The 22,355-nt window shown below is 72.4% G+C and carries 15 protein-coding genes; 5 read left to right on the top strand and 10 right to left on the bottom strand.

The features are described 5' to 3' along the window. Positions 1 to 32: 32 nt before the first annotated feature. Positions 33 to 6,884, bottom strand: a complete 6,852-nt coding sequence (locus ACIRR9_RS33485; protein WP_403759607.1) for an SDR family NAD(P)-dependent oxidoreductase — start codon at positions 6,882 to 6,884, stop codon at positions 33 to 35. Between the two features lie 659 nt (positions 6,885 to 7,543). Next, positions 7,544 to 9,427, bottom strand: coding sequence for a ricin-type beta-trefoil lectin domain protein (locus tag ACIRR9_RS33480; protein WP_403759604.1), 1,884 nt, complete (start codon positions 9,425 to 9,427; stop codon positions 7,544 to 7,546). A gap of 414 nt (positions 9,428 to 9,841) precedes the next feature. On the opposite strand from ACIRR9_RS33480, the gene galU reads away from it, so the two are divergent. Continuing rightward, positions 9,842 to 10,801: a UTP--glucose-1-phosphate uridylyltransferase GalU gene (galU, locus tag ACIRR9_RS33475; protein WP_403759601.1), complete on the top strand. Its 960-nt coding sequence runs from the start codon at positions 9,842 to 9,844 to the stop codon at positions 10,799 to 10,801. A gap of 227 nt (positions 10,802 to 11,028) precedes the next feature. Here galU and ACIRR9_RS33470 read toward each other — a convergent pair whose 3' ends face one another. Further along, positions 11,029 to 11,466, bottom strand: coding sequence for a DUF4442 domain-containing protein (locus tag ACIRR9_RS33470; protein WP_365340028.1), 438 nt, complete (start codon positions 11,464 to 11,466; stop codon positions 11,029 to 11,031). An 88-nt stretch (positions 11,467 to 11,554) separates the two neighbouring features. On the opposite strand from ACIRR9_RS33470, the gene ACIRR9_RS33465 reads away from it, so the two are divergent. After that, positions 11,555 to 12,442 (top strand): hypothetical protein, encoded by an 888-nt coding sequence (locus ACIRR9_RS33465; protein WP_403759598.1) that lies wholly within the window; start codon positions 11,555 to 11,557, stop codon positions 12,440 to 12,442. Between the two features lie 69 nt (positions 12,443 to 12,511). Then, positions 12,512 to 13,525 carry a hypothetical protein gene (locus tag ACIRR9_RS33460; RefSeq protein WP_403759595.1) on the top strand — a complete coding sequence of 338 codons (1,014 nt, stop codon included), beginning with the start codon at positions 12,512 to 12,514 and terminating at the stop codon, positions 13,523 to 13,525. A 104-nt stretch (positions 13,526 to 13,629) separates the two neighbouring features. Here ACIRR9_RS33460 and ACIRR9_RS33455 read toward each other — a convergent pair whose 3' ends face one another. The 3 genes from ACIRR9_RS33455 to tuf form a co-directional block, all read right to left on the bottom strand. Next, entirely contained in the window at positions 13,630 to 14,127 is a 498-nt protein-coding gene (locus ACIRR9_RS33455) for a hypothetical protein (protein ID WP_403759592.1), read from the bottom strand. A 69-nt stretch (positions 14,128 to 14,196) separates the two neighbouring features. Then, complete coding sequence (locus ACIRR9_RS33450) at positions 14,197 to 15,042, bottom strand: spermidine synthase (RefSeq protein WP_403759589.1); 846 nt, start codon at positions 15,040 to 15,042, stop codon at positions 14,197 to 14,199. 82 nt (positions 15,043 to 15,124) lie between these two features. Further along, positions 15,125 to 16,294: an elongation factor Tu gene (gene tuf, locus ACIRR9_RS33445; RefSeq protein ID WP_403759587.1), complete on the bottom strand. Its 1,170-nt coding sequence runs from the start codon at positions 16,292 to 16,294 to the stop codon at positions 15,125 to 15,127. A 334-nt stretch (positions 16,295 to 16,628) separates the two neighbouring features. On the opposite strand from tuf, the gene ACIRR9_RS33440 reads away from it, so the two are divergent. Continuing rightward, positions 16,629 to 17,393: a TVP38/TMEM64 family protein gene (locus ACIRR9_RS33440; RefSeq protein ID WP_385681954.1), complete on the top strand. Its 765-nt coding sequence runs from the start codon at positions 16,629 to 16,631 to the stop codon at positions 17,391 to 17,393. 118 nt (positions 17,394 to 17,511) lie between these two features. Here ACIRR9_RS33440 and ACIRR9_RS33435 read toward each other — a convergent pair whose 3' ends face one another. After that, entirely contained in the window at positions 17,512 to 18,684 is a 1,173-nt protein-coding gene (locus ACIRR9_RS33435; RefSeq protein WP_403759584.1) for a thiolase family protein, read from the bottom strand. Positions 18,685 to 18,798: 114 nt separating this feature from the next. On the opposite strand from ACIRR9_RS33435, the gene ACIRR9_RS33430 reads away from it, so the two are divergent. Next, positions 18,799 to 19,269: a winged helix-turn-helix transcriptional regulator gene (locus tag ACIRR9_RS33430; RefSeq protein ID WP_403759581.1), complete on the top strand. Its 471-nt coding sequence runs from the start codon at positions 18,799 to 18,801 to the stop codon at positions 19,267 to 19,269. Between the two features lie 40 nt (positions 19,270 to 19,309). On the opposite strand, the gene ACIRR9_RS33425 is transcribed toward ACIRR9_RS33430, so the two are convergent. The 3 genes from ACIRR9_RS33425 to ACIRR9_RS33415 are packed head-to-tail and all read right to left on the bottom strand — an operon-like array spanning position 19,310 to position 22,109. After that, positions 19,310 to 20,032 carry a cupin domain-containing protein gene (locus ACIRR9_RS33425; RefSeq protein ID WP_403759578.1) on the bottom strand — a complete coding sequence of 241 codons (723 nt, stop codon included), beginning with the start codon at positions 20,030 to 20,032 and terminating at the stop codon, positions 19,310 to 19,312. After that, positions 20,026 to 20,955, bottom strand: coding sequence for a PmoA family protein (locus ACIRR9_RS33420; RefSeq protein ID WP_403759575.1), 930 nt, complete (start codon positions 20,953 to 20,955; stop codon positions 20,026 to 20,028). The genes ACIRR9_RS33425 and ACIRR9_RS33420 overlap by 7 nt, the downstream gene beginning before the upstream one ends. Beyond that, positions 20,952 to 22,109, bottom strand: a complete 1,158-nt coding sequence (locus ACIRR9_RS33415; RefSeq protein WP_403759572.1) for a Gfo/Idh/MocA family protein — start codon at positions 22,107 to 22,109, stop codon at positions 20,952 to 20,954. Before ACIRR9_RS33415 ends, ACIRR9_RS33420 begins: the two co-directional genes overlap by 4 nt. Positions 22,110 to 22,355 lie beyond the last annotated feature (246 nt).

The following is a 22,355-nucleotide window of genomic DNA, read 5'->3' as shown; positions in this document are numbered from 1 at the left end:
TGCCGGCCGGTGTCCGGCGGTCGTCGCTCATCTCACCAGCCCGAGGCGGTGTAGACGACGGCTCGCGCGGACTCCTCGCCCCAGGCGAGCTCCCGCAGCAGGGCGGCGGTGCCCTCCTCGGGATCGATCAGCCGCACCCCGCGCCGCGCGTACTCGCGCCCGAGTTCCGGGCTGACCATTCCGGTGTGCCCGCCGGTGGGCGCCCACGGCCCCCAGTGCACGGTCAGCGCACGGTTCCCGGTCCGCTCCGCCCAGCCCGCGCCCAGGCTCTCCAGGGCGTCGTTGGCCGCCGCGTAGTCGGACTGGCCGCGGTTGCCGAGGACGGCGGAGATGCTGCCGAACAGCACCGCGAAACCTGGCCCGTTGGGCAGTTCCTCCAGGGCGGCGAGGAGGGTGGCGGCGCCGGCCGTCTTGGTCCCGTACACCCGCTGGAAGGACTCCGGGGTCTTCTCGGCGATGAGCCGGTCCTCGATCACCCCGGCGGCGAAGACGACCCCGTCCAGGCGTCCGTGGTCGGCGTGGATCTCCTTGACGGCCTGGAGTGCGGCGTCCCGGTCGCGGAAGTCGACGGCACGGTAGCGGGCCTCGCTGCCGAGCGCCGCGAGTTCGCCCAGGGTGGCGGTGATCTCCCGCTGGGCGAGGAGCAGTTCGGCCTCGCGGTTTACCTCGGCGGGCTTGCGTCCCCCTCGGGCGGCGAGCGCCGCGCGGAGTTCGGCCGGGGTGCGCGCTCCGACGGTGTCCGGGCCCTCGGGGCCGGTGGGCGCGGGTGTCCGGCCGAGCAGCTCGATGCGGCAGCGGCAGGCGGCGGCGAGGGTGGCCGCGAACTTCGCGGTGATGCCCCGGGCCCCGCCGACGAGCAGCACCACCGAGTCCCGGTCCAGGCCGAGCGCGGCGGCTTCGGCGGCCCCCTCCCCCGCCGGTCCGGCCCCGGTGCTGCCGAGCGCGCCCAACGGCACCTCGACCAGCTCAAGGCCCTGCCGGCCGGCGGCCGTGCGCAGTACGACAGGGGCCGGTTCCGGGGCGGACAGCTCGGCGAGCAGCGCGTCGGCGACGGCGTCGGGTGCGGTGTCCGCGAGGGTCACGACCCTGACGACGGTGTCCGGGTACTCCCGGGCCATGGTGCGGAACAGCCCATGAAGTCCGGCCGAGCGCGCCGCCTCCTCGCCGTCGGCGGGCCGGGCGGCCAGCAGCCAGCGCGGGCCGCGCGCGAGGGCCGCCCGCAGCACCGGGAAGGCGTCCGGCAGCACCGGCGAGTCGCCGTTGCCGGGCAGCGCGCCCAGGTACAGCACGCCGTCCACGGTCCCGTCCGACTCCCCGAGCAGATGATCCGGCGCGACGGTCACCGCCTCGGCGCCGTGCGCGGAGAGCCGTTGCGCCACCTGCGCGCCGTCCCCGAGGACGAAGAACCGCCTGCCCGCGAGCAGGGCGGCCGGGTCGGCCACCGCAGCCGGCTGTGCCAGCACGACGGGCCGCATCTCGAACCGCTTCGGGGCCTCACCCGGGACGGGCTCCTCGGACCCTACGGCGGCCGGCGGTTCCGCCGCGACGGCAGCCACCGGTTCCGCCGCGACGGCGGTCTCCGTCTGGGCGCCCCCTCCGACGCGAGCAGTGAGCCATCCCGTCACCGCGGCCGCCGTACGCGCCTTGGCCAGCTCCTCCAACTCGCCGTCGTCCAGGGTCTCGGCGCCGCCCGCGATCCCGAGCCTCTTCGCCAGCTCCCCCGCGATCTCGGCCCGTTTGATCGAGTCGATGCTCAGGTCCGCCTCCAGATCGAGGTCGGGCTCGATCATGTCGACGGGGTAGCCGGTGCGCTCACTGATGATCTCCAGGACGACCCGCTCGACGTCGGTCCCAGCGGACTGCTCGACGACCGGTGCGGCCGCCGCCTCCGGCTGCGGTACGGCGGTTTCGGCGACCGGCTGCGGCTGCCATTGCGCCTGCGGTTGCCACTGCTGCGGCTGCGGCTGCGGCTGCGGAGCCACCGGTGCGGTGGGTGCCGCGGGCACCGCCCCCGGTGCCGCCCCGAAGTAGGTGAGCAGCACATCGCGCTGCGCGGCGATCATCTCCCGGCTGGTGCGCAGGAATTCGGAGATCAGGGCGTCCCGGTCGGCCGGTGTGCCGTGCGGCTGGTTCGTCGTCACAGTCGTCGTCTCCACGACTCGTCGGGCCGGTGCGAGGGCACCGGGCAGGAGGTCTCCGGCGGCGGTGCGCACGAGTTGTCCGTCGACGGTCCAGCCGGGCCGCTTCGGCGCCGGGGTGCGGACGGCGTCCACGGCGTCCCGGCCGCGCAGCAGCCAGGCGGTGCGCACCGGGACTCCGGCCACGGCCAGCTGGGCGAATGCGTCGAGCCAGCCGCGCAGTCCGCTGCCGGCGCGGGGTTCGCAGGCCACGGTGGTGTACGGACGGTCGCCGAGGATCTGCCCGACGAGCCGGGTGAGGACGGTCCCGGGCCCGGCCTCGACGAAGACGCGGGCCCCGGCCTCGTACATCGCCTCGATCTGGGCGGCGAAGGCGACCGGCGAACCGATCTGGGCGGCGAGTTCGGCGCGTACGGCGTCGGCGTCCGGCGGGTAGGGCGCCGCGGTGCGGTTGGACCACACCGGGAACTCGGGCGGCAGTACCGCCCGTTCGGCGAGGACCTCGGCGAACCGCTCCCCCGCGTTCGCCACGACCGGGCTGTGGAAGGCGCAGGCGACCGGAATGCGTTTCGCCCCGAATCCCGACTCGCGCAACAGCCGTACCGCCTCGGTCACTTCCTCCGTCGGGCCCGAGATCACCGTCTGCTGGGGCGAGTTGTGGTTGGCGAGCACGACCTGTCCCGGAGCTCCGGTGGTACGCAGCGCGCGCTCCACGTCCTGCGCCCCGGCGGACACGGCGGCCATCGTGCCGGGTTCGTCACCGGCGGCGGCCAGGATCGCGGCGGCGCGTTCGGCGCTCAGCTCCAGGAGCGTCTCGGGGGTCAGGGCGCCGGCCGCGCTGAGGGCGACGAGTTCGCCGTAGCTGTGTCCGGCGGCCATGTCGGGGCGGACCCCTGCCGCCGTCAGGAGGGCGTGGGCGGCGAGGCCGGTGATGCCGAGGGCGGGCTGGGCGGCCCTGGTGTCGGTGAGGGCGGTCCGGCGGCGCTCACGGGTGGTGTCGTCGAAGGCGGTGGGCGGGTAGAGGGTGTCGGCGTGGGCCCGGCCGAGCTGGAGGTAGTGCTGCAGCTCCGGGAAGGCGATGAGGACGTCGGCGAGCATGCCGGGACGCTGGCTGCCCTGGCCGGGGAAGAGAAAGGCGACCTTCCCCTCGTCGCCTTGAGGCCCGTCGGCCAGGTGGATCCCGGTGCGCGGATCGTGCTCCCCCGAGAGGACCCGGCGCAGCTGTCCGGCCAGCCCGGCCACGTCGTCCGCGACCACCGCGGCCCGAACCGGCTCGTGCGAGGCGTCCGCCCGGCGGGCTGCTGCCAGCGCAAGGTCACGCAGCCGCCAGGAGCCGGTCTCAGCGGCCTTCAGAATCTCCTCGACGCCCCGGTGGGCGGCCTTCTCGTCCCGCCCCCGGAACAGGAACAGCTCGGCGGGCCAGGCGTCCAGCCCCTGCTCCGGCGGCACGGCGCTGTCGTACGCACCCACCACCACATGGAAGTTGGTGCCGCCGAAGCCGAACGCGCTCACTCCCGCGACCCGTTCGGCGGCCGGAGCGGCCCAGGGCCGGGCCTCGGCGTGGAAGGCGAACGGGCTGTCGTCCTCCTTCCAGGCCGGGTTGGGCCGGTCGATGTGCAGGGTGGGCGGCTTGACACCGGTGTGCAGGGCGAGGGTGGTCTTGATCAGCCCGGCGAGCCCGGCGGCGCACTTGGTGTGCCCGATCTGGGACTTGACCGACCCCAGCGCACAACCGCCGTTCACCGCGCCGGCCTCGGCGAACACCTCGCTGAGGATGGTGAGTTCGGTGCGGTCACCGACGACGGTCCCGGTGCCGTGCGCCTCGACCAGGCCGATCTGTGCCGGGGAGATGCCGGCGTTGCGGTAGGCACGGAGCAGCGCGGCCCGCTGGCCTTCGGGGCGGGGGGCGGTCAGCCCCAGGGAACGGCCGTCACTCGACGACCCGAGGCCCTTGACCACACCGTAGATGCGGTCGCCGTCGCGCTCGGCATCCGCGAGCCGCTTCAGGACCACGCACGCGACGCCCTCGCCGAGTGCGATGCCGTCGGCGGAGCCGTCGAAGGCTCGGGAGCGGCCGGTCGGCGAGAGGGCGTGCACCGAGGAGAAGAGGACGTAGTCGTTGATGCCGTTGTGCAGGTCGGCGCCGCCGCACAGCACGACGTCGCTGGTCCCGGCGCCGAGTTCCTTGCAGGCGACGTCGACGGCGGCGAGCGAGGAGGCGCAGGCGGCGTCGACGGTGTAGTTGGCGCCGCCGAGGTCGAGACGGTTGGCGATCCGGCCCGAGATGACGTTGGCGAGCATCCCCGGGAAGGAGTCCTCGGTGAGCCGGGGCAGCTGCTCCTCCAGTCCCTCGGGGACCTTGCCGTAGTAGGAGGGCAGTACGGCGCGCAGGGTGCCCGCGTTGGAGAGGTCGCTGCCGGCCTCGGCGCCGAAGACGACGGACGTGCGCGAGCGGTCGAACTCCCGTCCCCGTTCGCCGTACCCGGCGTCGTCGAGGGCGCGTCGGGCGGCCTCCAGGGCGAGCAGCTGGACGGGCTCGATATGGCCGAGGGAGGCGGGCGGGATGCCGTAGCCCAGCGCGTCGAAGGGGATGCGGGGCAGGAAGCCGCCCCACTTGGAGGTGGTGCTGCCGTCGGCGTGGTGGACGGCCGGGTCCCAGCGTTCGGGCGGGACCTCGGTGACCGCGTCGTGTCCGGCGACCACGTTCGCCCAGAAGGTGGCCAGGTCGGGTGCCTGCGGGAACATACAGGCCATACCGACGATGGCGATGTCGAGCGGGGCGGGGGCCGGAGGTTCCGCAGGCTGCTCCGCCGCGGGCCGGGCCGCCAGGAAGTCGGCCGCGCCGTCCGTCACGGCGTGGTGCAGGGCCGTCACGGTGGTGGTCGCCGAGCGCAGCACGACGACCTCGCCGGCCATGAACATCCCGTCGTTGAGCTGGCGTTCCTCGTCGACATGCGCCAACTCGCCGCCGTCGGTGCGGTCGACGCCCTTGCTGGCGATGCGCAGCCGGCCGACGTTGAGCCGCTCCAGCTCCTCCCACAGTCGGCGGTCCGGCACCCCGTTCGCCCTCAACTCCGCTTCGCGCTGGTGGTAGTTGAGGGTGAAGGGGCTGGGTACACAGCGGGTGGCGTGGCCGGGCGCGGTCTCCAGCAGGGCGGTGGCGGCGGCCGCCATGACCTGGCGCTGGAAGAGGGGCTGGATGGCGCCCCGGTCCACCGCCTCCTCGGTGAACAGGTAGGCGGTGCCCATCAGGAGGCCGACGGCCGCGCCCCGGGCGGTCAGCGGCGCGGCGAGCGTGGCGACCATCGCCGCCGAGCGTTCGTCGTGGATGCCGCCCGCGAAGAACACCTCCAGGCCTTGGGCGTCCGGGAAGTCCTCCAGTACGGCGAGTTGGGCCTCCCAGAGCGGGAAGCTCGCGCGGGGTCCGACATGGCCGCCGCACTCGGAGCCTTCGAACACGAACTTCCTGGCGCCGGCCTCCAGGAACTGCCGCAGCAGTCCCGGCGAGGGCACGTGCAGGAAGGTGCTGATCCCGGCCTGCTCCAGCGCCTCCGCCTGGGCGGGCCGGCCGCCCGCGACGACAGCGTGGGTGGGCCGCAGTTCCCGTACGGCTTCGAGCTGGGCGTTTCTGAGTTCCTCGGGAGCGAAGCCCAGTACGCCGACGCCCCAGGGCCGGCCGTCGAGCGCGGCCTTGGCCTCGGTGAGCATCTCCCGGGTGCGGTCGCCGTCGGCGAGGGCGAGGGCGAGGAAGGGCAGCGCGCCGTCGGCGGCGACGGCCGCGGCGAAGGCGGCCCGGTCGCTGACCCGGGTCATCGGGCCCTGGGCGACGGGCAGCCGGGTCCCGAGGGCGCGGCTCATGGGGGAGGTTCCGGGCCGCAGAGCGTCACCGGCGACGGCCCCGTCCCCGTCTATCGCCGCCGTCAACTCCCGTACCGTCCGGCGTACATCACCCCACTGCTCGGCGAACCGTGCGGCCAGGAAACCGTCCTGGCCCACCGGCAGCAGCTGGGTGCGCAGGTCCTCGGCGCCCAGCAGCGCGGCGACCGCGGCCGGGTCGTCGGCGGGCGGGTGCACGGCGTCGGGGCCGCGGCGGTGCAGCACCCGGTGACCGGCCACCACGATGGTCTCCGAGCCGTCCAGGGAGCGCAGTGCGGCCGCCGTGGCCTCGGGCAGCCGGGACTCGGCGAGCAGGGCGAGCTGGCTGTCCAGGACGACGCCGGCCGCGCCGCCGGCCACCGCGGCCGCCGCCGTACGCGGTCCGATGCCGCCGCAGGCCCAGACCGGGAGGTCCAGCTCCGGTGCGGCGAGGAGTTGCTGGAGGAGGACGAAGGTGTTCAGTCCGCCGACCCGGCCGCCGCTCTCGGCGCCCCGGGCGATCAGCCCGTGCGCTCCGGCCGCGACCGCCTCACGCGCACCCACCAGATCGGTCACCTCGACCAACACCCTGCTTTGGGTGGCGAGTTGCCCGACCGTCCAGGGCGCGTCGGCGGCCAGGACCACCGTGTCGGGTGCGGGGCCGAGGTCCTCCGGGGTGAGTGCGCAGCCTGCGGCCACTCGCACGCCGTACGGGCCCGGCGCGGCCCGTTTCAGCCGGGCCAGCGCCTCCCGGGATCTTCGGTCCCCGCGTCCCAGATCGAGGACGCCGAGTCCGCCGGCGGCGCAGACCGCTGTGGCGAGCCTGGCATCGGGTTCTCCGAAAGGGGTGATGCAGATGATCAGGTCGACGGCACGCACAGGGGACGTCATGATGCTCCGAATAATCGGGAGGACAGCACGGTGGGGGCATGTGCGGCGAAAAGCTCGGGGTGAGGCCACCGGAAACTAGCGAGTTCATTACTCGCGGGTCAATAACGGCGCTGCGCTATCACGCCCGACAGCATTGATTCGGCCAGCCGGGGAAATTCACCGCAAGAGCCGAAAATCAGAGCAATCCACTACGGATCAGCGGCCGTCGGGGCCGCGGACCACTGGCGCCACACCGTCACAAGCCCGTCAAAGCACCCCGGCCATTCACCCGGCACTCACCCCGCCGCAACGCCCCGTGCGACCCCGCCGAGCTCTGTAAATTCCGGATGACTTCGACCCGCTGGCTCGATCGTGGCACATCGGAAACGCGTGGCGAACGCTGCCGCGGCAACCCTGACCCAAGCCTGACAAAAACCTGTCGCCAACTGTATTACTGCAAATGAAACACACGGTGGGGAAAATTCTCGTAAACCCTTGAAGTAAACCGACCGGAGAGCCCGCTCCGGACGGTGCGCGCGGTCGGCGACAGCACCACGAACCCATGCCGATCCGGTCAGGTGTGAAGCCGGATCGGCGGGCAGCGCTCATCCGTGGCCGCCGGCCGGGCAGGCGGCAGTGGAGGTGGGTCCGGCTCCCCACCGGGGAGCCGGGGATCTCCATCAGCTGGTACGGCCTCCGCGCGTCGCCCCGTCCTCGCCGACCGGAGACGGCCGGCCCAGCAGGGTTCCGACCCCGCTCACCACGTCCGGCACGGAGTCCAGCACCGGTCCCACGGAGTCCAGCACCGGTCCCGCGGCCTCCGCGAGGGCGCCGACGGGCTCCGCGGGCCCGGGAAGCCCGGGCGGTACGACCGGTACGGGACGGTCATGGGATCCGACCTGCGCGACCCGGGTGCCGTACGACGGGTCCTGCGGCTTGCCGAACTCCTGGTCAGGGACGGCCTGTCGGGACGGCCCCGGGGACTCCGTCCGCTCGTCCTTCTTCGACTCGGGCGATGTCGAGGGCCCGGCCGCGGGCGCCGCCGCGGCACCGCTCCCCGTGTCCAGCGCCCACCGCTGCCGCACCGACCCGTCCCGCCCGGCCACGACCACCTTCGTTCCGTCCTCGGACAGGGCGAGCCCCTTGTCCCAGCGCAGCAGCAGTTCACCGGCCACCGTCAGGTCGTAGGACACCTCGCCCGCGTGCACCAGGCAGCCGGAGACGACGACACTGCGCGCCCCGGGGTCGGCGGCGAGACAGAGGGTGGGGTCGAGCGCACTGCGCAGCATGCCGTCGTCCTGGTACGACCACTGCTGGGAGCCGGCATCGGAACACGGCCCGAGCCGCAGGTCCGCACCGGCCCGCACCAGGTCGCCGCGTACGTCGACACAGAGCCCGGCGTCGAGGCTGCGCAGTCTGCCGTGGGCGATCTCGACGGGCTCGCCCGCGGAGGCCGGGGACGGGGAGGCCGCCGGCGGCTTCTCCTCGGGGCCAGGCCGGGTACGGCTGCCGCTGGGGGCTCCCCAGGTGGTGGCGCCGGGATGCGGGACGCCGCTGTCGTCGGACCAGCTCCTGACCACGAGGACGGTGGCGAGCAGCACGAGGGAGACCAGGCCGGCACCGGCCACCAGGGCCTTGCGCCGCCCGCCCACGGACGCGAAGCGGTGCCGGCCGCCGGAGGCCGCCGCACGGACGGGCTCGCCGTCGGCCGGCCACGCCTCGACGACCGCGCCACGGCCGGGCCGCGAGTCGAGATAGCGGCGGGCGCCCCAGCCGAGCACGGTCTCGGCGAGCAGGACCTCCAGGCCGCCGTCGAAATGACTGAGCTGTTCGGCGGCCTGCCGGCAGTACCGGCACTCCGCCAGGTGCCGTTGCACATCGGGGAGCAGAGAACCGCCGCGGCGAATGGGGACGTCGAGGAGACGGTTGTAGAAGCGGCATTCCCTGGAGGGCGCGAGTTCCCGGTGGGCGCGCACCAAGCCGGTCCGGAATTGTTCGCGGGCCTGCTCCAGAGCGGCGGTGGCGGTACCGGTCTCGACACCCAGCAGACCAGCTGGTATGTTTATGGGTTCGGCTTCGACCTCGGTGTGCCAGAGAAGGCATTGCGAGGCGCCCGGAAGTGCCTGGAAAGCACGTTCGGCGAGTTGCCGTCTTTCGGGGGTTCCGGGTCTCGCGGCACTGAGTCCGCGGCCGCCGGTGGTTTTGCGCAGTTCCGGTACGACCACGGAAATGGCTTCATCCGCGGCCCACGCGCGGACCGTCTCCCGTACGGCCACGAGCAGTTGCGGACGAAGAGCACCGCCGACCGCGCCGCCGCTCAGCCGGCCGAGGACGCGCTCGAAGGCGGCGCTGGCCACCAACTGGGCGGCCGGCGTGGCGGAGGCGAGGCAGACGATCGCATAGTCGCAGGTGGCGCGCCAGTGCCGGGCGAGCAGCAGGGCGGTGGCGTGATGCCTGGCCTCGGGGGTGCCGGTGAGGTGGGCGATGAGATTGCGGTCGGACTCCCCCGGGGTCGAACCGGGGCGAGGCGGGTAAGGCGGGCGTGGGGGGTAGGGGGATTGCACTGGGCCATTTCCTTCCGAGCCGCAGGACGGCACTAGAAATGGCGCCCTGACGGAATACAGTGCCGGATTGGTGCGTACCTTTTGGAGCCCATAAGGGCCGGCCTTACGGCCGCACGACCTCTGGACCCTCCCGCGAGGTGGCTCACCTTGACACACGCGACTCACAGGAAACAAGAAGTTGGGGTGACTTGAGTTCAAAGACTGAGGAATTCAGATAAGTTACCGGCGGTATCCACACCCCGGCCTTAATCAGCGGCGGCACAGGTTCAACTTGTGTGCACCATGGACCCGGTGGTGCACGAAATCTCCAACTCACCGGAGGTACCGGACGGGGCGGGTGGAAGCCGGTGTTCCACAGCCGTCTCCCATGTTTCTCTCGGTGTGCTCTCATACGGGCGGGCCAGCATGGGCCGCATGATCGCCCCCCACGCTCCGCACACCTCCGCCGCCCGCACATCCCCCCGGTCGGTGCGCAAGGCAGTCGTCCCGGCCGCCGGGCTCGGCACCCGGTTCCTGCCCGCCACCAAGGCGACCCCGAAGGAGATGCTGCCGGTCGTCGACAAGCCGGCCATCCAGTACGTCGTCGAGGAGGCCGCGAAGGCCGGGCTCGACGACATCCTTATGGTCACCGGCCGGCACAAGCGGGCCATCGAGGACCACTTCGACAACGCCTTCGAACTGGAGCAGGCACTGGCCGCCAAGGGCGACACCGTGCGCCTGGACGCCGTACGCGATCCCGCGCGGCTCGCCGACATCCACCACATCCGCCAGGGCGACCCGCTCGGCCTCGGCCACGCGGTGCTGTGCGCCAAGCACCATGTGGGCGACCAGCCCTTCGCGGTGCTCCTCGGCGACGACCTGATCGACGCCCGCGAGACGCTGCTCAGCCAGATGCTGGACGTCCGCGACCGCTTCCAGGGCAGTGTCGTCGCGCTGATGGAGGTCGACCCGTCCCAGGTCCACCTCTACGGCTGCGCCGCGGTCGAACCGGCCGGCGAGGACGGCGTGGTCAGGGTGACCGGCCTGGTGGAGAAGCCGTCCCCGCAGGACGCGCCCAGCAACTACGCGGTCATCGGCCGCTATGTCCTCGACCCGGAGGTGTTCGAGGTCCTGGAGCGGACCGCGCCCGGCCGCGGCGGCGAGATCCAACTGACCGACGCGCTGCAGGAACTGGCCGCGGGCGGCACGGTGCACGGGGTCGTCTTCGACGGACTGCGCTACGACACCGGCGACAAGGGCGACTACCTGCGCACGGTGGTCCGGCTCGCCTGCGAACGCCCGGACCTGGGACCCGAGTTCACGGCATGGCTCAAGGACTTCGTGGCGGGCCTGGAGGGGACCGAGGCGGCGCCGGAGGAGAGCCGAGCCGCCTGAGCGGCCCCCGGCGAGGGATGGGGTGAAGGTCCGACAGACCCTCACCCCATGCGGTCAGCCGGCGGGCACAGCACGTGGCCGACCGTCGCCGCACACGACCGACCGCAGGGACGCGGAGGCCGGACCGTCACCCCACCCGATCAGCCGCCGGCGCACGCGATCTGACAACAGTCGCCCCGCCCCGTCAGCCGCCGGGACAGGTCGCCGGACAACCGTCCCCCACCCGATCAGCTGTTGGGACGCAGTGTCCACACCACCGTCATCTCGCCCGTCACCGCGCCGTCCTCGCGCGTAATGGCGACGGTGACCGGGAACTCCGGGCGGTTGCCCTCGTCGAGTTCGGCGACGACGTCGGCGACCGGGCGGCCCAGGGTCGCGGTCGCCTTCACCGGGCCGAGGGCGACCTTCTTGTAGGCGATCTCGGCGCTCACGGCGAGCGGCACGGCCCGGGAGAGCTGGTCGCCGAAGGCGGCGAGGACGATCGCGCCGCTCGCGGACTCGGCGAGGGTGAACATCGCCCCCGCGTGCGGCCCACCGATGTGGTTGTGGAACTCCCCCTGGTCCGGCAGGGCCAGCACGGCCCGCTCCGGAGTCGTCTCCAGGTACTCCAGGTTGAGGGTCCGCACCATCGGGACCGTGGCGGCGAGCATCTCGCCGATCGACATCTGGTCTGTGCTCATGACGGGCATGTTACTCATGAGTAGCAGAGCCTGACCAGAGCCGATGTGATGATCGTTGTTATGGTGACCGCCCATGTGGCCAGGGGAACAGCCGCCGACGAGCGGGCAGAACGCACCGAACAACCCTTACCGACAACCGGGTTACCACCAGCCGAACCCGTACCTCACGCAGCAGCAGCCGCAGCCGCCGACGGGTGGCGGCGGCCGTACGAAGGCGGTCGCGATCACTGCCGCGGTCACCGTGGTCGTGGCGGCCGGCGTGACCGGGGCCCTGCTCATCGGCGGCGCCGACGGCCCCACCCCCGCGCCCACCACCTCGCCGACCACGTCGGCGTCCGCCGCCCCGCGCTCGGGCGGCGGACCGGAGCCGACCGTCAGCGGCTGGCGGGTGGTGGCGAACCCCGACACCGGGATCGCCTTCGACGTCCCGCCCGAGTGGGCCCCGAAGTCCACCGGCTGGGTCACCTACGCCGTCCGGGACGGAAACGAGGACGACGTACTGATCGCCATGAAGGCGCCGGCCGTCCTCAAGGAGAAGTGGTGCGCTTCGGACACGGACCGGGACGGCACGGTGGACTACGTCCCGCTGGCCGACACCGGCTCGCGCGAGAACGACGGCGCCAGGAGCCCCCGGCAGATCGCCCGCAACGACTCGGCGGAGTGGGTCTTCGGCTTCTACACCCAGCCCGATCTGAAGAAGATCGAGATCGGTGCCGTCACCTCGTACACCACCGCCTCCGGCATCACCGGCAGTGTGGCCACCTCGCAGTCCTCCGGGGTCGTCAGGAAGGACAGATGCGACTCCGACGGCAAGGCCACGACCTTCGCCTTCAAGGACCCGGACGGCGACCTGGTGTCGTGGTCGTTCGTCGGCGCCAAGGGCGTCGAGGGCGAGGTCCCGGACGCCACCGTCCGCAGAATCCTCTCCACGGTCCGGCTGTACGACGTCCCGGTCGGCTGACCTTCCGGTACACACCCGCCACGGACAGGTGACCGAAAGGTGTCCCGTACGGCACTAGGGTTACCAGCCATGTGGCCAGAACAGCAGCCGCCAGGGGGCGAGCAGAACCCGCAGAACAACCCGTATCAGCAACCGGGTTACCAACAGCCGAATCCGTATCAGCAGCCCGGCTACCAGCAGTATCCGCAGCCGGGCGGGTACGGGCAGCAGCCGCAGTGGGGTCCACCGGGCCCCGTCGGCATGCCACAGGCACCGCAGGGCGGGGGCGGGGGCGGCGGCAACCGGACCAAGCTGGTCGCGATCGTCGCGGCCGCGGCCGTCGTGGTGGCGGCCGGGGTGACCGGGTTCCTGGTGCTCGGCGGGAGGAAGGACGACAAGGCGGACAGCGGCAAGAACCAGCGGTCGACCCGGTCGCCGACGACCTCCCCGACCGCCTCCCCCTCCGCCTCGGCGAACGACGACACACGCGGTGACGGAACGACCGAGAAGCCGACGATCGCGGGCTGGAAGACGGTCGTGAACCCCAAGTGGGGCACGGCTTTCGACGTGCCGGCCGACTGGGAGGTCCTGACCGCCGGCACGTCCGTCGGCTTCGAGGACAAGGACGGCAAGCCGATCATCACGATGTCGGCGCCCGCCCAGTACAAGTCGAAGTGGTGCACGAGCGACGACGACAAGAACGGCACCACCGAGGACACGGCCCTGGCCGCGGTCGGCACCAAGGGCGAGAGCGGCGCGAAGAGCGGCGGCGACGCGGCTGTCAGGGAGGTCCCCTGGTGGGTGTACGGCGGCTACACGCAGCCTGACAAGAAGACCATCTCCTACGACAAGAAGGCCACCGCCTACACCACCGCCTCGGGCCTCAAGGGCGCCTACGCCTGGGCGCGTTCGACGCACACCCCGCAGCAGGGCAAGTGCGCGAGCGACGGCAAGGCGATCACGTTCGGCTTCGAGAACTCGGCTGGCGACGTGGTGTCGTGGGACTTCTACGGCGCCGAGGGCGTGAACGGCGAGGTCCCCACGGCGACGATCATGAAGATCCTGAGCACGGTCCGGCTGCACGGCACCCCGACCGGAGGCTGACCGCGGCACCGGGCGCGGGCGGCGCCGGCGGGGCCTTCGGCCCGGCGGTCGCCGCCCGCGCCTTCCAGCGGGAGTTCACCGGCTCCGGGCCCGCGCGGCCGCCGCTACCGCGAGGCGGTCTTGAGCTGAGCGGTGATCCTCGCCAGAGCCTTGTCGGCAGGGCGCTGTCTGATGAGCCCCTCACGGCCTGCGGCGCGCAGCTCCACCACCGCGACGCCTTGGGGTCCTGCGGCCACAACAGCCGTCACCACCACGGGGTTCAGGCCGCCGATGCCCACACCCAGCATCGCTCGTACGGCGAGGCCCCCGTCGTCCCGGGCCTCCGCGCCGATCAGCTTCCCCACGCCGGCCAGAGTCCCGTGGACCAGCTGGGACATCGCCGTCACCGTTCCGGGCAACTCGACAACGGTGCTGCTGACGTCCTTCTTCGTCCATGTGAAGCCTCGCGCGGCGCCACGGGCACCGCCCCGCGCCCCAGCTCTGCCCAGTCCGTGGAATCCGGTGGCCGCTCCTCCGGCGGCAGCGCCTATCGAGCCGCCCTTCGCACCGAGTTGCATCATCGCGGCGAGCAGAAGCTCGTCCTCACCGGCCTCATCGAACATGCCCGCCTCCTCGTCATCATCAAGACATCACCCCACAACCGAAGTCGGCCAGTCCTGTCACCGGCCGGCTCACCCGATGCCGAACGCTCCGCCGGGGGGCACGGGTGACGGAACCGCGTCCGTGTCCCCGACCGGTCGGGCGCCGCCGACGAAGTCCCGTAGCGCGGGCCCGTGTTCGACTCGCGCGGGAAAGGCGTCGGCGGCCGTGCGCCGGGCCAGCGCGCCCGCGTCGAGCGGCCGGTGCGAGGCGATGAGCACGGCGTTGCCGAACCGGCGCCCGCGCAGCACGCCCGGCTCGGCGATGAGCGCGAGCTCCTCGAACACGACGGCGAACGTGGCGAGTTGGGAGCGCAGGAAGTCGAAGGGGGCGGAGTCCGCGAGGTTGGCGAGATACACCCCGTCGTCCCGCAGCACCCGTTCGGCCTCCCGCGCATAGCCCAGCGAGGTCAGATGCGCGGGGATCCGGGATCCGCCGAAGACATCGGCGATCAACACGTCGGCGGAGTTCCCGGGAGCCTTTTCCAGCCAGTCGCGGGCGTCGGCGGCGTGCAGGGTGATCCCGGTGCCGTCCGCCAGCGGCAGCTGCTCGGTGACCAGCTCCAGCAGCCCGCCGTCGGCGTCCACGACATCCTGCCGGGACCCGGGCCGGGTGGCCGCGACATACCGGGGCAGGGTCAGCGCGCCTCCGCCGAGATGCAGTACGTCGAGGGGAGCCTCGGCCTCCGCGACGGCATCCAGCACGTACCCCAGCCGCCGCGCGTACTCGAACTCCAGATACGTCGGTTCGTCGAGATCGACATACGACTGCGGCGCCCCGTCGACGGTCAGCAACCAGGCCCGCTCCCGATCGACGTCGGGCATGAGCTTGACGGTGCCGTGCTCGGTGACACGGACGACGGGTATGGCTTCGTTCACTCCTCCATTGTGCGATGCCCATGCCGGCCCAGGGGCGCGGGGGACTGCGCGACCGGCCCGCAGTCCCCCGCTCACCGCGACCTCACTCCACGGCGGTCACGGTCCCCGCCCCCACGGTCCTGCCACCCTCACGAATGGCGAACCCGAGCCCCGCCTCCAGCGGCACCTCCCGCCCCAGCTCCACGGTCATCTCCACCGTGTCCCCGGGCCGGGCCACCGCCACCGCGCCGAGGTCGACGTCCCCGACCACGTCCGCGGTACGGATGTAGAACTGCGGCCGGTACCCCGTCGCGACCGGGGTCGTACGACCCCCTTCGCGCCCCGACAGCACGTACACCCGCGCCGAGAACCGCCGGGACGGCACCACGCTCCCCGGCGCCGCCACCACATGCCCCCGCCGCACCGCGTCCCGCGGCACCCCGCGCAGCAGCAGCGCCACGTTGTCCCCGGCCTGCGCCTCGGCCATCGGCTTCCCGAAGGTCTCCAGGCCGGTGACGACGGTGTCGACGTCCGCGCCGAGCACCTCGACCCGGTCCCCGACCCGCACGGTCCCCCGCTCCACGGCCCCGGTCACGACCGTGCCGCGCCCGGTGATGGTGAGCACGTTCTCCACCGGCAGCAGGAACGGCGCGTCCAGATACCGCTCCGGCATCGGCACATACGTGTCCACCGCGTCGAGCAGCGCCTCGACCGACGCCGTCCAACGCGGGTCCCCCTCCAGGGCCTTGAGCCCGGAGACCCGTACGACGGGTACGGAGTCACCGCCGTACCCCTGCGCGGTGAGCAGTTCCCGGACCTCCAACTCCACGAGTTCCGCGAGCTCCTCGTCGGCCCGGTCTGCCATGGTGAGCGCGACGACGATGTGGTCGACACCCACCTGCCGGGCGAGCAGCACGTGTTCGGCGGTCTGCGGCATGATCCCGTCGAGTGCGGAGACGACGAGGATCGCCCCGTCCAGCTGGGCGGCGCCGGTGACCATGTTCTTGACGTAGTCGGCATGCCCCGGCATGTCCACGTGCGCGTAGTGCCGGGTGTCGGTCTCGTACTCGACGTGCGCGATGTTGATGGTGATGCCGCGGGCGGCCTCCTCGGGGGCCCGGTCGATGCGGTCGAACGGCACGAAGGTGCCGGTGCCGCGCTCGGCGAGGACCTTGGTGATGGCGGCGGTCAGGGTGGTCTTGCCGTGGTCGACGTGACCCATCGTGCCGATGTTGAGATGCGGTTTGGTGCGGACGTATGCCGTCTTGGGCATGGCTCTACCTCGAAGCCTGAGCTGCGGTGATGCGTCTCGTCAGGGCGAGACGCGGGGACCCCGGGGGAACCGGCCGACCCTCCCCCTGCGGGGTCCGCCGGACTGTCCGGAGAGGGTCAGCTTCGGGCGCCGTCGACAGCGGCCGTGAGAACGGGAACGGCAGCCTTCGGCGCATCCGCGACTGCGGATGCTGCGACGAGGAAGGCGAACCGGAACATGCCTCAGATCATCGCCGACGCCTCGCGCCACGTCGAACGGTTTTCGGCGACACCGGTTCGCCCAATGGACAGCGTCCATACGGCGATCACACATCCGCTTCGGTTACTGTCACCGAATGCTCGATGCCAACCGCTCTGGCACCGCCACGGCTCCGCCCCGGGCCGCCGCCGAGGAGCTGACCGTTGCCGTACCCGCTCCGGTGAGTCTCACCGCGCGCTGCACACGTGTGCTGCTGTCGCCGTGGTCCCGGCTGTCCCTGCTCGTCGCGCTGCTCGCGGCGGCCGGGGCGTCGGTGCTGCTGTTCGAGCCACAGAAGCTGATGACGCAGGGCTGGCCGCCTCAGGTCCAGGGCACCGCCGCGTTGGTGATCTTCGCGGTGGCGTACGGCGTGATCACCGTGGCGTTCGTACCCCGCCCGATCCTGAACCTCGCGGCCGGCGCGTTGTTCGGCTCGGCGCCGGGCATGGGCGTGGCCATGGTCGGTACGGTGCTGGGGGCGTGGCTCTCCTTCGTCCTCGGCAGGATGCTCGGCCAGGACGCGCTGCGCCCACTGCTGCGCGGCAGGCTGCTGAAGGCGGCGGACAACCAGTTCAGCAGGCACGGCTTCCGTTCGATGCTGGCGGTACGCCTGTTCCCCGGTGTGCCGTTCTGGGCGGCGAACTACGCGGCGGCCGTCTCCCGGATGCGCTGCACCCCGTTCCTGGTCGCCACGGCACTGGGCTCGATCCCCAACGTCGCCGCGTACGTCGTCGCCGGCGCCCGGGCCTCCACCCCGACGTCCCCGGTGTTCCTGATCTCGGTGGCGGCGATCGTCGTCCCGGCGGTGGCCGGCGCGGTGGTGGCATGGCGCAAACGCCACCACCTGCGCAGAGCCCCGTAAGGGGCGCGGGGCTGTACTTCGATGTGCGGCCACCGCCGCGTGGGCGCGACCAGCCACGACGGACCCGCAGACGCCCAGCGACACAGCGCGGCACCCCATCAGGCGCACGCCCACCCCGCTACCGAACCGCCTCCAGAATCATCGCGTTCGCCAGCCCGCCCGCCTCACACATGGTCTGCAGACCGAAGCGAGCGCCGCGCTCCCGCATCGCATGCACAAGCGTCGTGGTCAGCCGAGTACCGCTCGCCCCCAGCGGATGCCCCAGCGCGATGGCCCCACCGTGCACGTTCACCTTGGCCAGATCCGCCCCGGTCTCCTGCCGCCAGGCCAGCACCACGCTGGAGAACGCCTCGTTCACCTCGAACAGGTCGATGTCCCCGATGCCCAGCCCGGCCCGCCGCAGCACCTTCTCCGTCGCCGGGATCACGCCGGTCAGCATGAGCAGCGGGTCGGAGCCGATCACGGCGAACTCGTGCAGCCGGGCCAGCGGCCGCAGCCCGAGCCGTGCCGCGGTCTCACCGGCCATGATCAGCACCGCGGACGCGCCGTCGTTGACCGGGCTCGCGTTGCCCGCCGTGACGTTCCACTCGATCTGCGGGAACCGCTCGGCGAACCCGGGGTCGTAGTAGGCGGGCTTGAGCCCGGCGAGGACCTCGGCGGTGGTACCGGGCCGCACGGACTCGTCCCGGCTCACCCCCTCCAGCGGAGCGACCTGCGCGTCGAACAGTCCCGCCTCCCACGCGGCCGCCGCCTTCTGGTGCGAGGAGATCGCGAAGGAGTCCATCTCCGCCCGCGAGATCGACCACTTCGCCGCGATGAGTTCGGCGCTGATGCCCTGCGGCACCAGGCCCTCCGGGTAGCGGGCCGCGACCCCGGGGCCGAAGGGGTCCTTGCCGGGCGGCACGTTGGACCACATCGGCACCCGGCTCATCGACTCCACGCCGCAGGCCACGACGATGTCGTAGGCGCCGGACATGACGCCCTGCGCCGCGAAGTGCACGGCCTGCTGGGAGGAGCCGCACTGGCGGTCGACGGTGGTCGCGGGGACCGTCTCGGGGAGGCCGGCGGACAGGACGGCGTACCGGGTGGTGTTCATGGCCTGCTCGCCGACCTGGTCGACGGTGCCGCCGATCACGTCGTCGATGAGGGCCGGATCGACACCGGAGCGCTCGACGAGGGTGCGCAGGGTGTGGGCGAGGAGTTCGACGGGGTGGACGTGCGCGAGGGCGCCGTTCGGCTTGCCCTTCCCCACGGGGGTACGTACGGCTTCGACAATGACTGCGTCACGCATCACGGGGCCTCGATTCCCGGTCTTGATTACCGGTGAGTAGGAAATCCGAACCCACCATAACTCGATGAGTTGGAAAACCAAACCCTCCCGGGGATCGGCCTTAGACTGGCGGGTATGGCCACCCCGAAGGACCCCCGACCCTGCTCGATCGCCGACACCCTGGCACTCGTCGGCGAGAAGTACTCCCTGCTGGTCCTGCGGGAGGTGTGCCTGGGCAACGGCCGGTTCGACCAGCTGGTCCGCAACATCGGCGCCCCGCGCGACATCCTGGCCACCCGGCTGCGCCGGCTCGTGGACGCCGGGATCCTCACCAAGCGCGTCTACAGCGAGCGCCCGCAGCGCTTCGAGTACCGGCCGACGGAGGCCGGCCTCGATCTGGAGCCGGTCCTGTGGACCCTCATGGCATGGGGCGACCGCCACCTCCACCAGGACGGCGACCGCCCCATGCTGATCGAGCACAGCTGCGGCAACGACCTCGTCCCGGTCGTCACCTGCACGGCCTGCGGCGACCCGGTGCACCGCAAGGACCTGACGGCCCACCCGCAGGCTCCGGGCTGGACGGTTGCCGGCCCGTCCGCGAGGTGAGAGCCCCGGGAATCCGCGAGGCGAAAGCCTCGGAGATCCGCTACTGCCGGTACACGTCCAGCCGCCCGCACATCCCGAACCTGCCCTGCTCACAAGGCTGTTCGGACCGTACGACGGCCTCGGCGAGGTGCGTCGCGTCACCCCGTTCCAGACGGTCGAGCTGCTCCCCCGTGGCCGCGGCGGCGGCATGCGCACCGCGCCGCCAGCGCTCGCGCCACTCGGCGAGCCGGGGCCGTACCAGCGCGGCGGCGGCCCGGTGGAAGGCGGCGAGCGGCTCCGGGCCGGTGGCCTCGCGCAGCGCCCGGTAGCCCTCCAGGGCCAGGTCACGGCGGGCGCGGGCGATCCGCTCGCGTTCGGCCTCCGGCGCGTCGGCCGGGACGGCGGTGGCGGCCGCATACGTCTGCGGGTCGGTCAGGTACTCCGGCGGCAGCGTCAGCACCGCGTCCCCGGCCTCCGGGAGTCCGCCGTTCTGCATCAGGACGGTGATCCGGAGGTCGTCCTCGTTGACGAGGCGGTGGATCGTGCCCGGTGTGAACCAGGCGACCGTGCCGGGCGCGAGGGGTGTGACCTCGTACCCGGAGGTGGTGAGCGTCTGCACCGCGCCCCGGCCGCCGGTGACGACGTACGCCTCCGAACAGGTCAGGTGCAGATGGGGAGTTCCGCCGCGCACGCCGTCGGCGGCGGGCCAGTCGTACACGCACAGGCGCGAGACGGCGACCCCGCCCGGCAGCCCGGCGAATACCGACTCCCCGTCGCTCACCACGGATGCGCCTCCAGGTACTTGGCGATGTCCGCCCGCTCCCAGGCCCCGTTCGCGATGACGACCCGGTAGCGGCGCCGGAGGGTGTCGCCGGGGGCCAGTTCGAGTTCGTCGTAGAAGGCCCAGGAGGGGGCGATGCCGGCGAACGGGTCGTTGCGCACGAACCAGTGAGCGGGATGGGTACCGCCCGCGCCCGAGTGATCGTTCTCCGGGGCGTGTTCGAACAGGACGGTGGCGTGGCCGTCGGCGCCGTCGTGCTCGCCGGAGAGGGCCAGCCAGGGGGACTGGGAGCCCATCAGCTCCGGCCCCTCCCCTTCCGGGCCGATGATGCGGCCGTCCCGGAAGGCACGTGGGCCGCGCCAGAACAGGCCGGTGTAGCCCGCCTGTTCACGCCCCGCGGTGGTCGGGCTGCCGAACAGGAGAGGCTCGTCACGGCGGTTGGTGATCGCGCTGGTCCAGGTCAGCGCCCAGGAACCGGAGTCGGGGGCGACGTCGTGGACCTCGATCCGCCGCTGCTCCTCCGCCCACAGCGTGCCGTCGTACGGGTGCCAGGTCAGCCGTTCCGCGATGACCAACCGGCCTTCCGCCGACGACAGTTCCTCGAAGCCGAGGTGCCGCATCGAGCCGACGCGCTCCGGGATGGCGAGGTAACCCTGGTCGTGGATGTAGGAGTTGCCGCCCCACAGGTTCGCGCCGGAGAGGTGGGAGGCGGTCAGGGAGAGTCCCTTGTGCCAGCGGTGGTCGTTGGGCCGGTAGTCGGTGACGACGTCCCCGGTGAGGGTGCGGATCGGGTGGAGGTAGGGCCGCGGGGCCTCCCAGGCCGCCTCGGGGCGGTAGACGTACGCGAAGAGTTGCACCCCGGTGACCGGCTCGGTCACCGTGACCCGGTCGCCGTGGGCGTGCGTGATCCGCAGCTCGCCGCTCACGCGGACACCTCCTCGCGGTCGGCCGGCGCCCAGCCCGGGGCACCTCCGTGCAGGGCCGTGTAATAAGGATCACCCGGACCGATCCCGCCCGCACGGACGGTCGTGTCGGTGAACGCCGACTTGTACAGCGCGGTGATCAGCTCCAGGCTGGTGCGCCCGTCGGCGCCGCTGCTGCGCGGCCGCTCCCCGGCGCGCATGGAGGCGACCAGCTCGCGCAGCTGGGCCAGGTGCGAGCTGGGCACGTCGGGGCCGAAGTCCTGCCAGGCCGCCACTTCGTCGGCGGGGACGCCGGGGGCCGGGGTGATGTGCCAGTTCTCGTTGCTGTGGCCGTACAGGTGGGTCAGTTCGACGGTGGCACGCTCGCAGTCGATGCGGATGCGGCTGATCTCGTCGGGGCTCAGCACGCTGTTCACGACGGTCGCCAGGGCGCCGTTCGCGAACCGGACCAGGGCGGTGGAGACGTCCTCGGTCTCCACGTCGTGCACCAGCCGGCCGGCCATCCCGCGCACCTCGCTCCACGGCCCGAGCAGGTCCAGCAGCAGGTCCATCTGATGGATGCCGTGGCCCATGGCGGGGCCGCCGCCCTCGGTCGCCCAGCGGCCCCGCCAGGGCACGGCGTAGTAGGCGGTGTCGCGGTACCAGGTGGTCTGGCAGTGGGCGACCAGCGGACGGCCCAGCGCCCCCTCGGCCAGCAGCCGGCGCACATGGGTGGAGCCGGAGCCGAACCGGTGCTGGAAGACGATCGAGGCGTACGGCCCACCGTCGGCGCCTTCCTCCGCCTCGACCGCGTCGAAGTCGGCGAGGGACGGCACGGGCGGCTTCTCGCACCACACCCAGGCCCCGGCCCGCAGCGCGGCCGTCGTCTGCGCCTTGTGCAGGGTCGGCGGGGTGCCGATGGTGACCAGGTCGGGGCGCTGCTCGGCGAGCATCCGGTCCAGGTCGGTGTAGGCGTGCGGAATGCCGGCCTCGGCGCACATCGCCTCGACGGCGTTGGCATCGATGTCGACGGCGGCGACGACCTCGGTCTCGCCCTCCGCGGCCAGCTGGGCGAGCGCGGGCAGATGGGAGCCGCGCCCGATGGCGCCGGCGCCGACGACGGCGGCCCGGATGCGCCGGCCGGTGAAGGGGGCACTGGACTGGGGCGAGCGGGGCATGGACGTGATCAGCACTCCTCGGGGCGTGTACCGGTCGATGGGCGCGAACCACCGCCCGACGTGCGCCGCACACGCACCCCGATGTGCGGGAGCAAGCGCTTTCTCCTGGGGAAACGTAAGCGGCGGTGCCTCGACCGGTCAACACCCCCTCGCCCACGGCCGCCTGCCGAACCCCTGTGCCCGGGCTGTCGTCCGGGCCCGCTAGGCTGCCGTTGCACACGCATGATCATGCGCGCCGCCGCGACC

It is taken from the genome of Streptomyces sp. NPDC101234, assembly GCF_044767525.1.
In the GTDB taxonomy this organism is placed as follows: Bacteria; Actinomycetota; Actinomycetes; order Streptomycetales; family Streptomycetaceae; genus Streptomyces; species Streptomyces sasae.
Note: the sequence above shows the minus strand (reverse complement) of the source record. Positions and strands in the feature narration are given on the sequence as shown.

Bases quoted from the DNA above. Each gene is read 5' to 3' on its own strand.
- ACIRR9_RS33460 (WP_403759595.1), top strand. From the start codon at position 12,512: ATGTGGCCAGAACAGCAGCCGCCAGGGGGCGAGCAGAACCCGCAGAAC.
- ACIRR9_RS33435 (WP_403759584.1), bottom strand. From the start codon at position 18,684: ATGCGTGACGCAGTCATTGTCGAAGCCGTACGTACCCCCGTGGGGAAG.
- ACIRR9_RS33415 (WP_403759572.1), bottom strand. From the start codon at position 22,109: ATGCCCCGCTCGCCCCAGTCCAGTGCCCCCTTCACCGGCCGGCGCATC.
- galU (WP_403759601.1), top strand. From the start codon at position 9,842: ATGATCGCCCCCCACGCTCCGCACACCTCCGCCGCCCGCACATCCCCC.
- ACIRR9_RS33455 (WP_403759592.1), bottom strand. From the start codon at position 14,127: ATGTTCGATGAGGCCGGTGAGGACGAGCTTCTGCTCGCCGCGATGATG.
- ACIRR9_RS33485 (WP_403759607.1), bottom strand. From the start codon at position 6,884: ATGACGTCCCCTGTGCGTGCCGTCGACCTGATCATCTGCATCACCCCT.
- ACIRR9_RS33430 (WP_403759581.1), top strand. From the start codon at position 18,799: ATGGCCACCCCGAAGGACCCCCGACCCTGCTCGATCGCCGACACCCTG.
- ACIRR9_RS33440 (WP_385681954.1), top strand. From the start codon at position 16,629: ATGCTCGATGCCAACCGCTCTGGCACCGCCACGGCTCCGCCCCGGGCC.
- tuf (WP_403759587.1), bottom strand. From the start codon at position 16,294: ATGCCCAAGACGGCATACGTCCGCACCAAACCGCATCTCAACATCGGC.
- ACIRR9_RS33470 (WP_365340028.1), bottom strand. From the start codon at position 11,466: ATGTCGATCGGCGAGATGCTCGCCGCCACGGTCCCGATGGTGCGGACC.
- ACIRR9_RS33465 (WP_403759598.1), top strand. From the start codon at position 11,555: ATGTGGCCAGGGGAACAGCCGCCGACGAGCGGGCAGAACGCACCGAAC.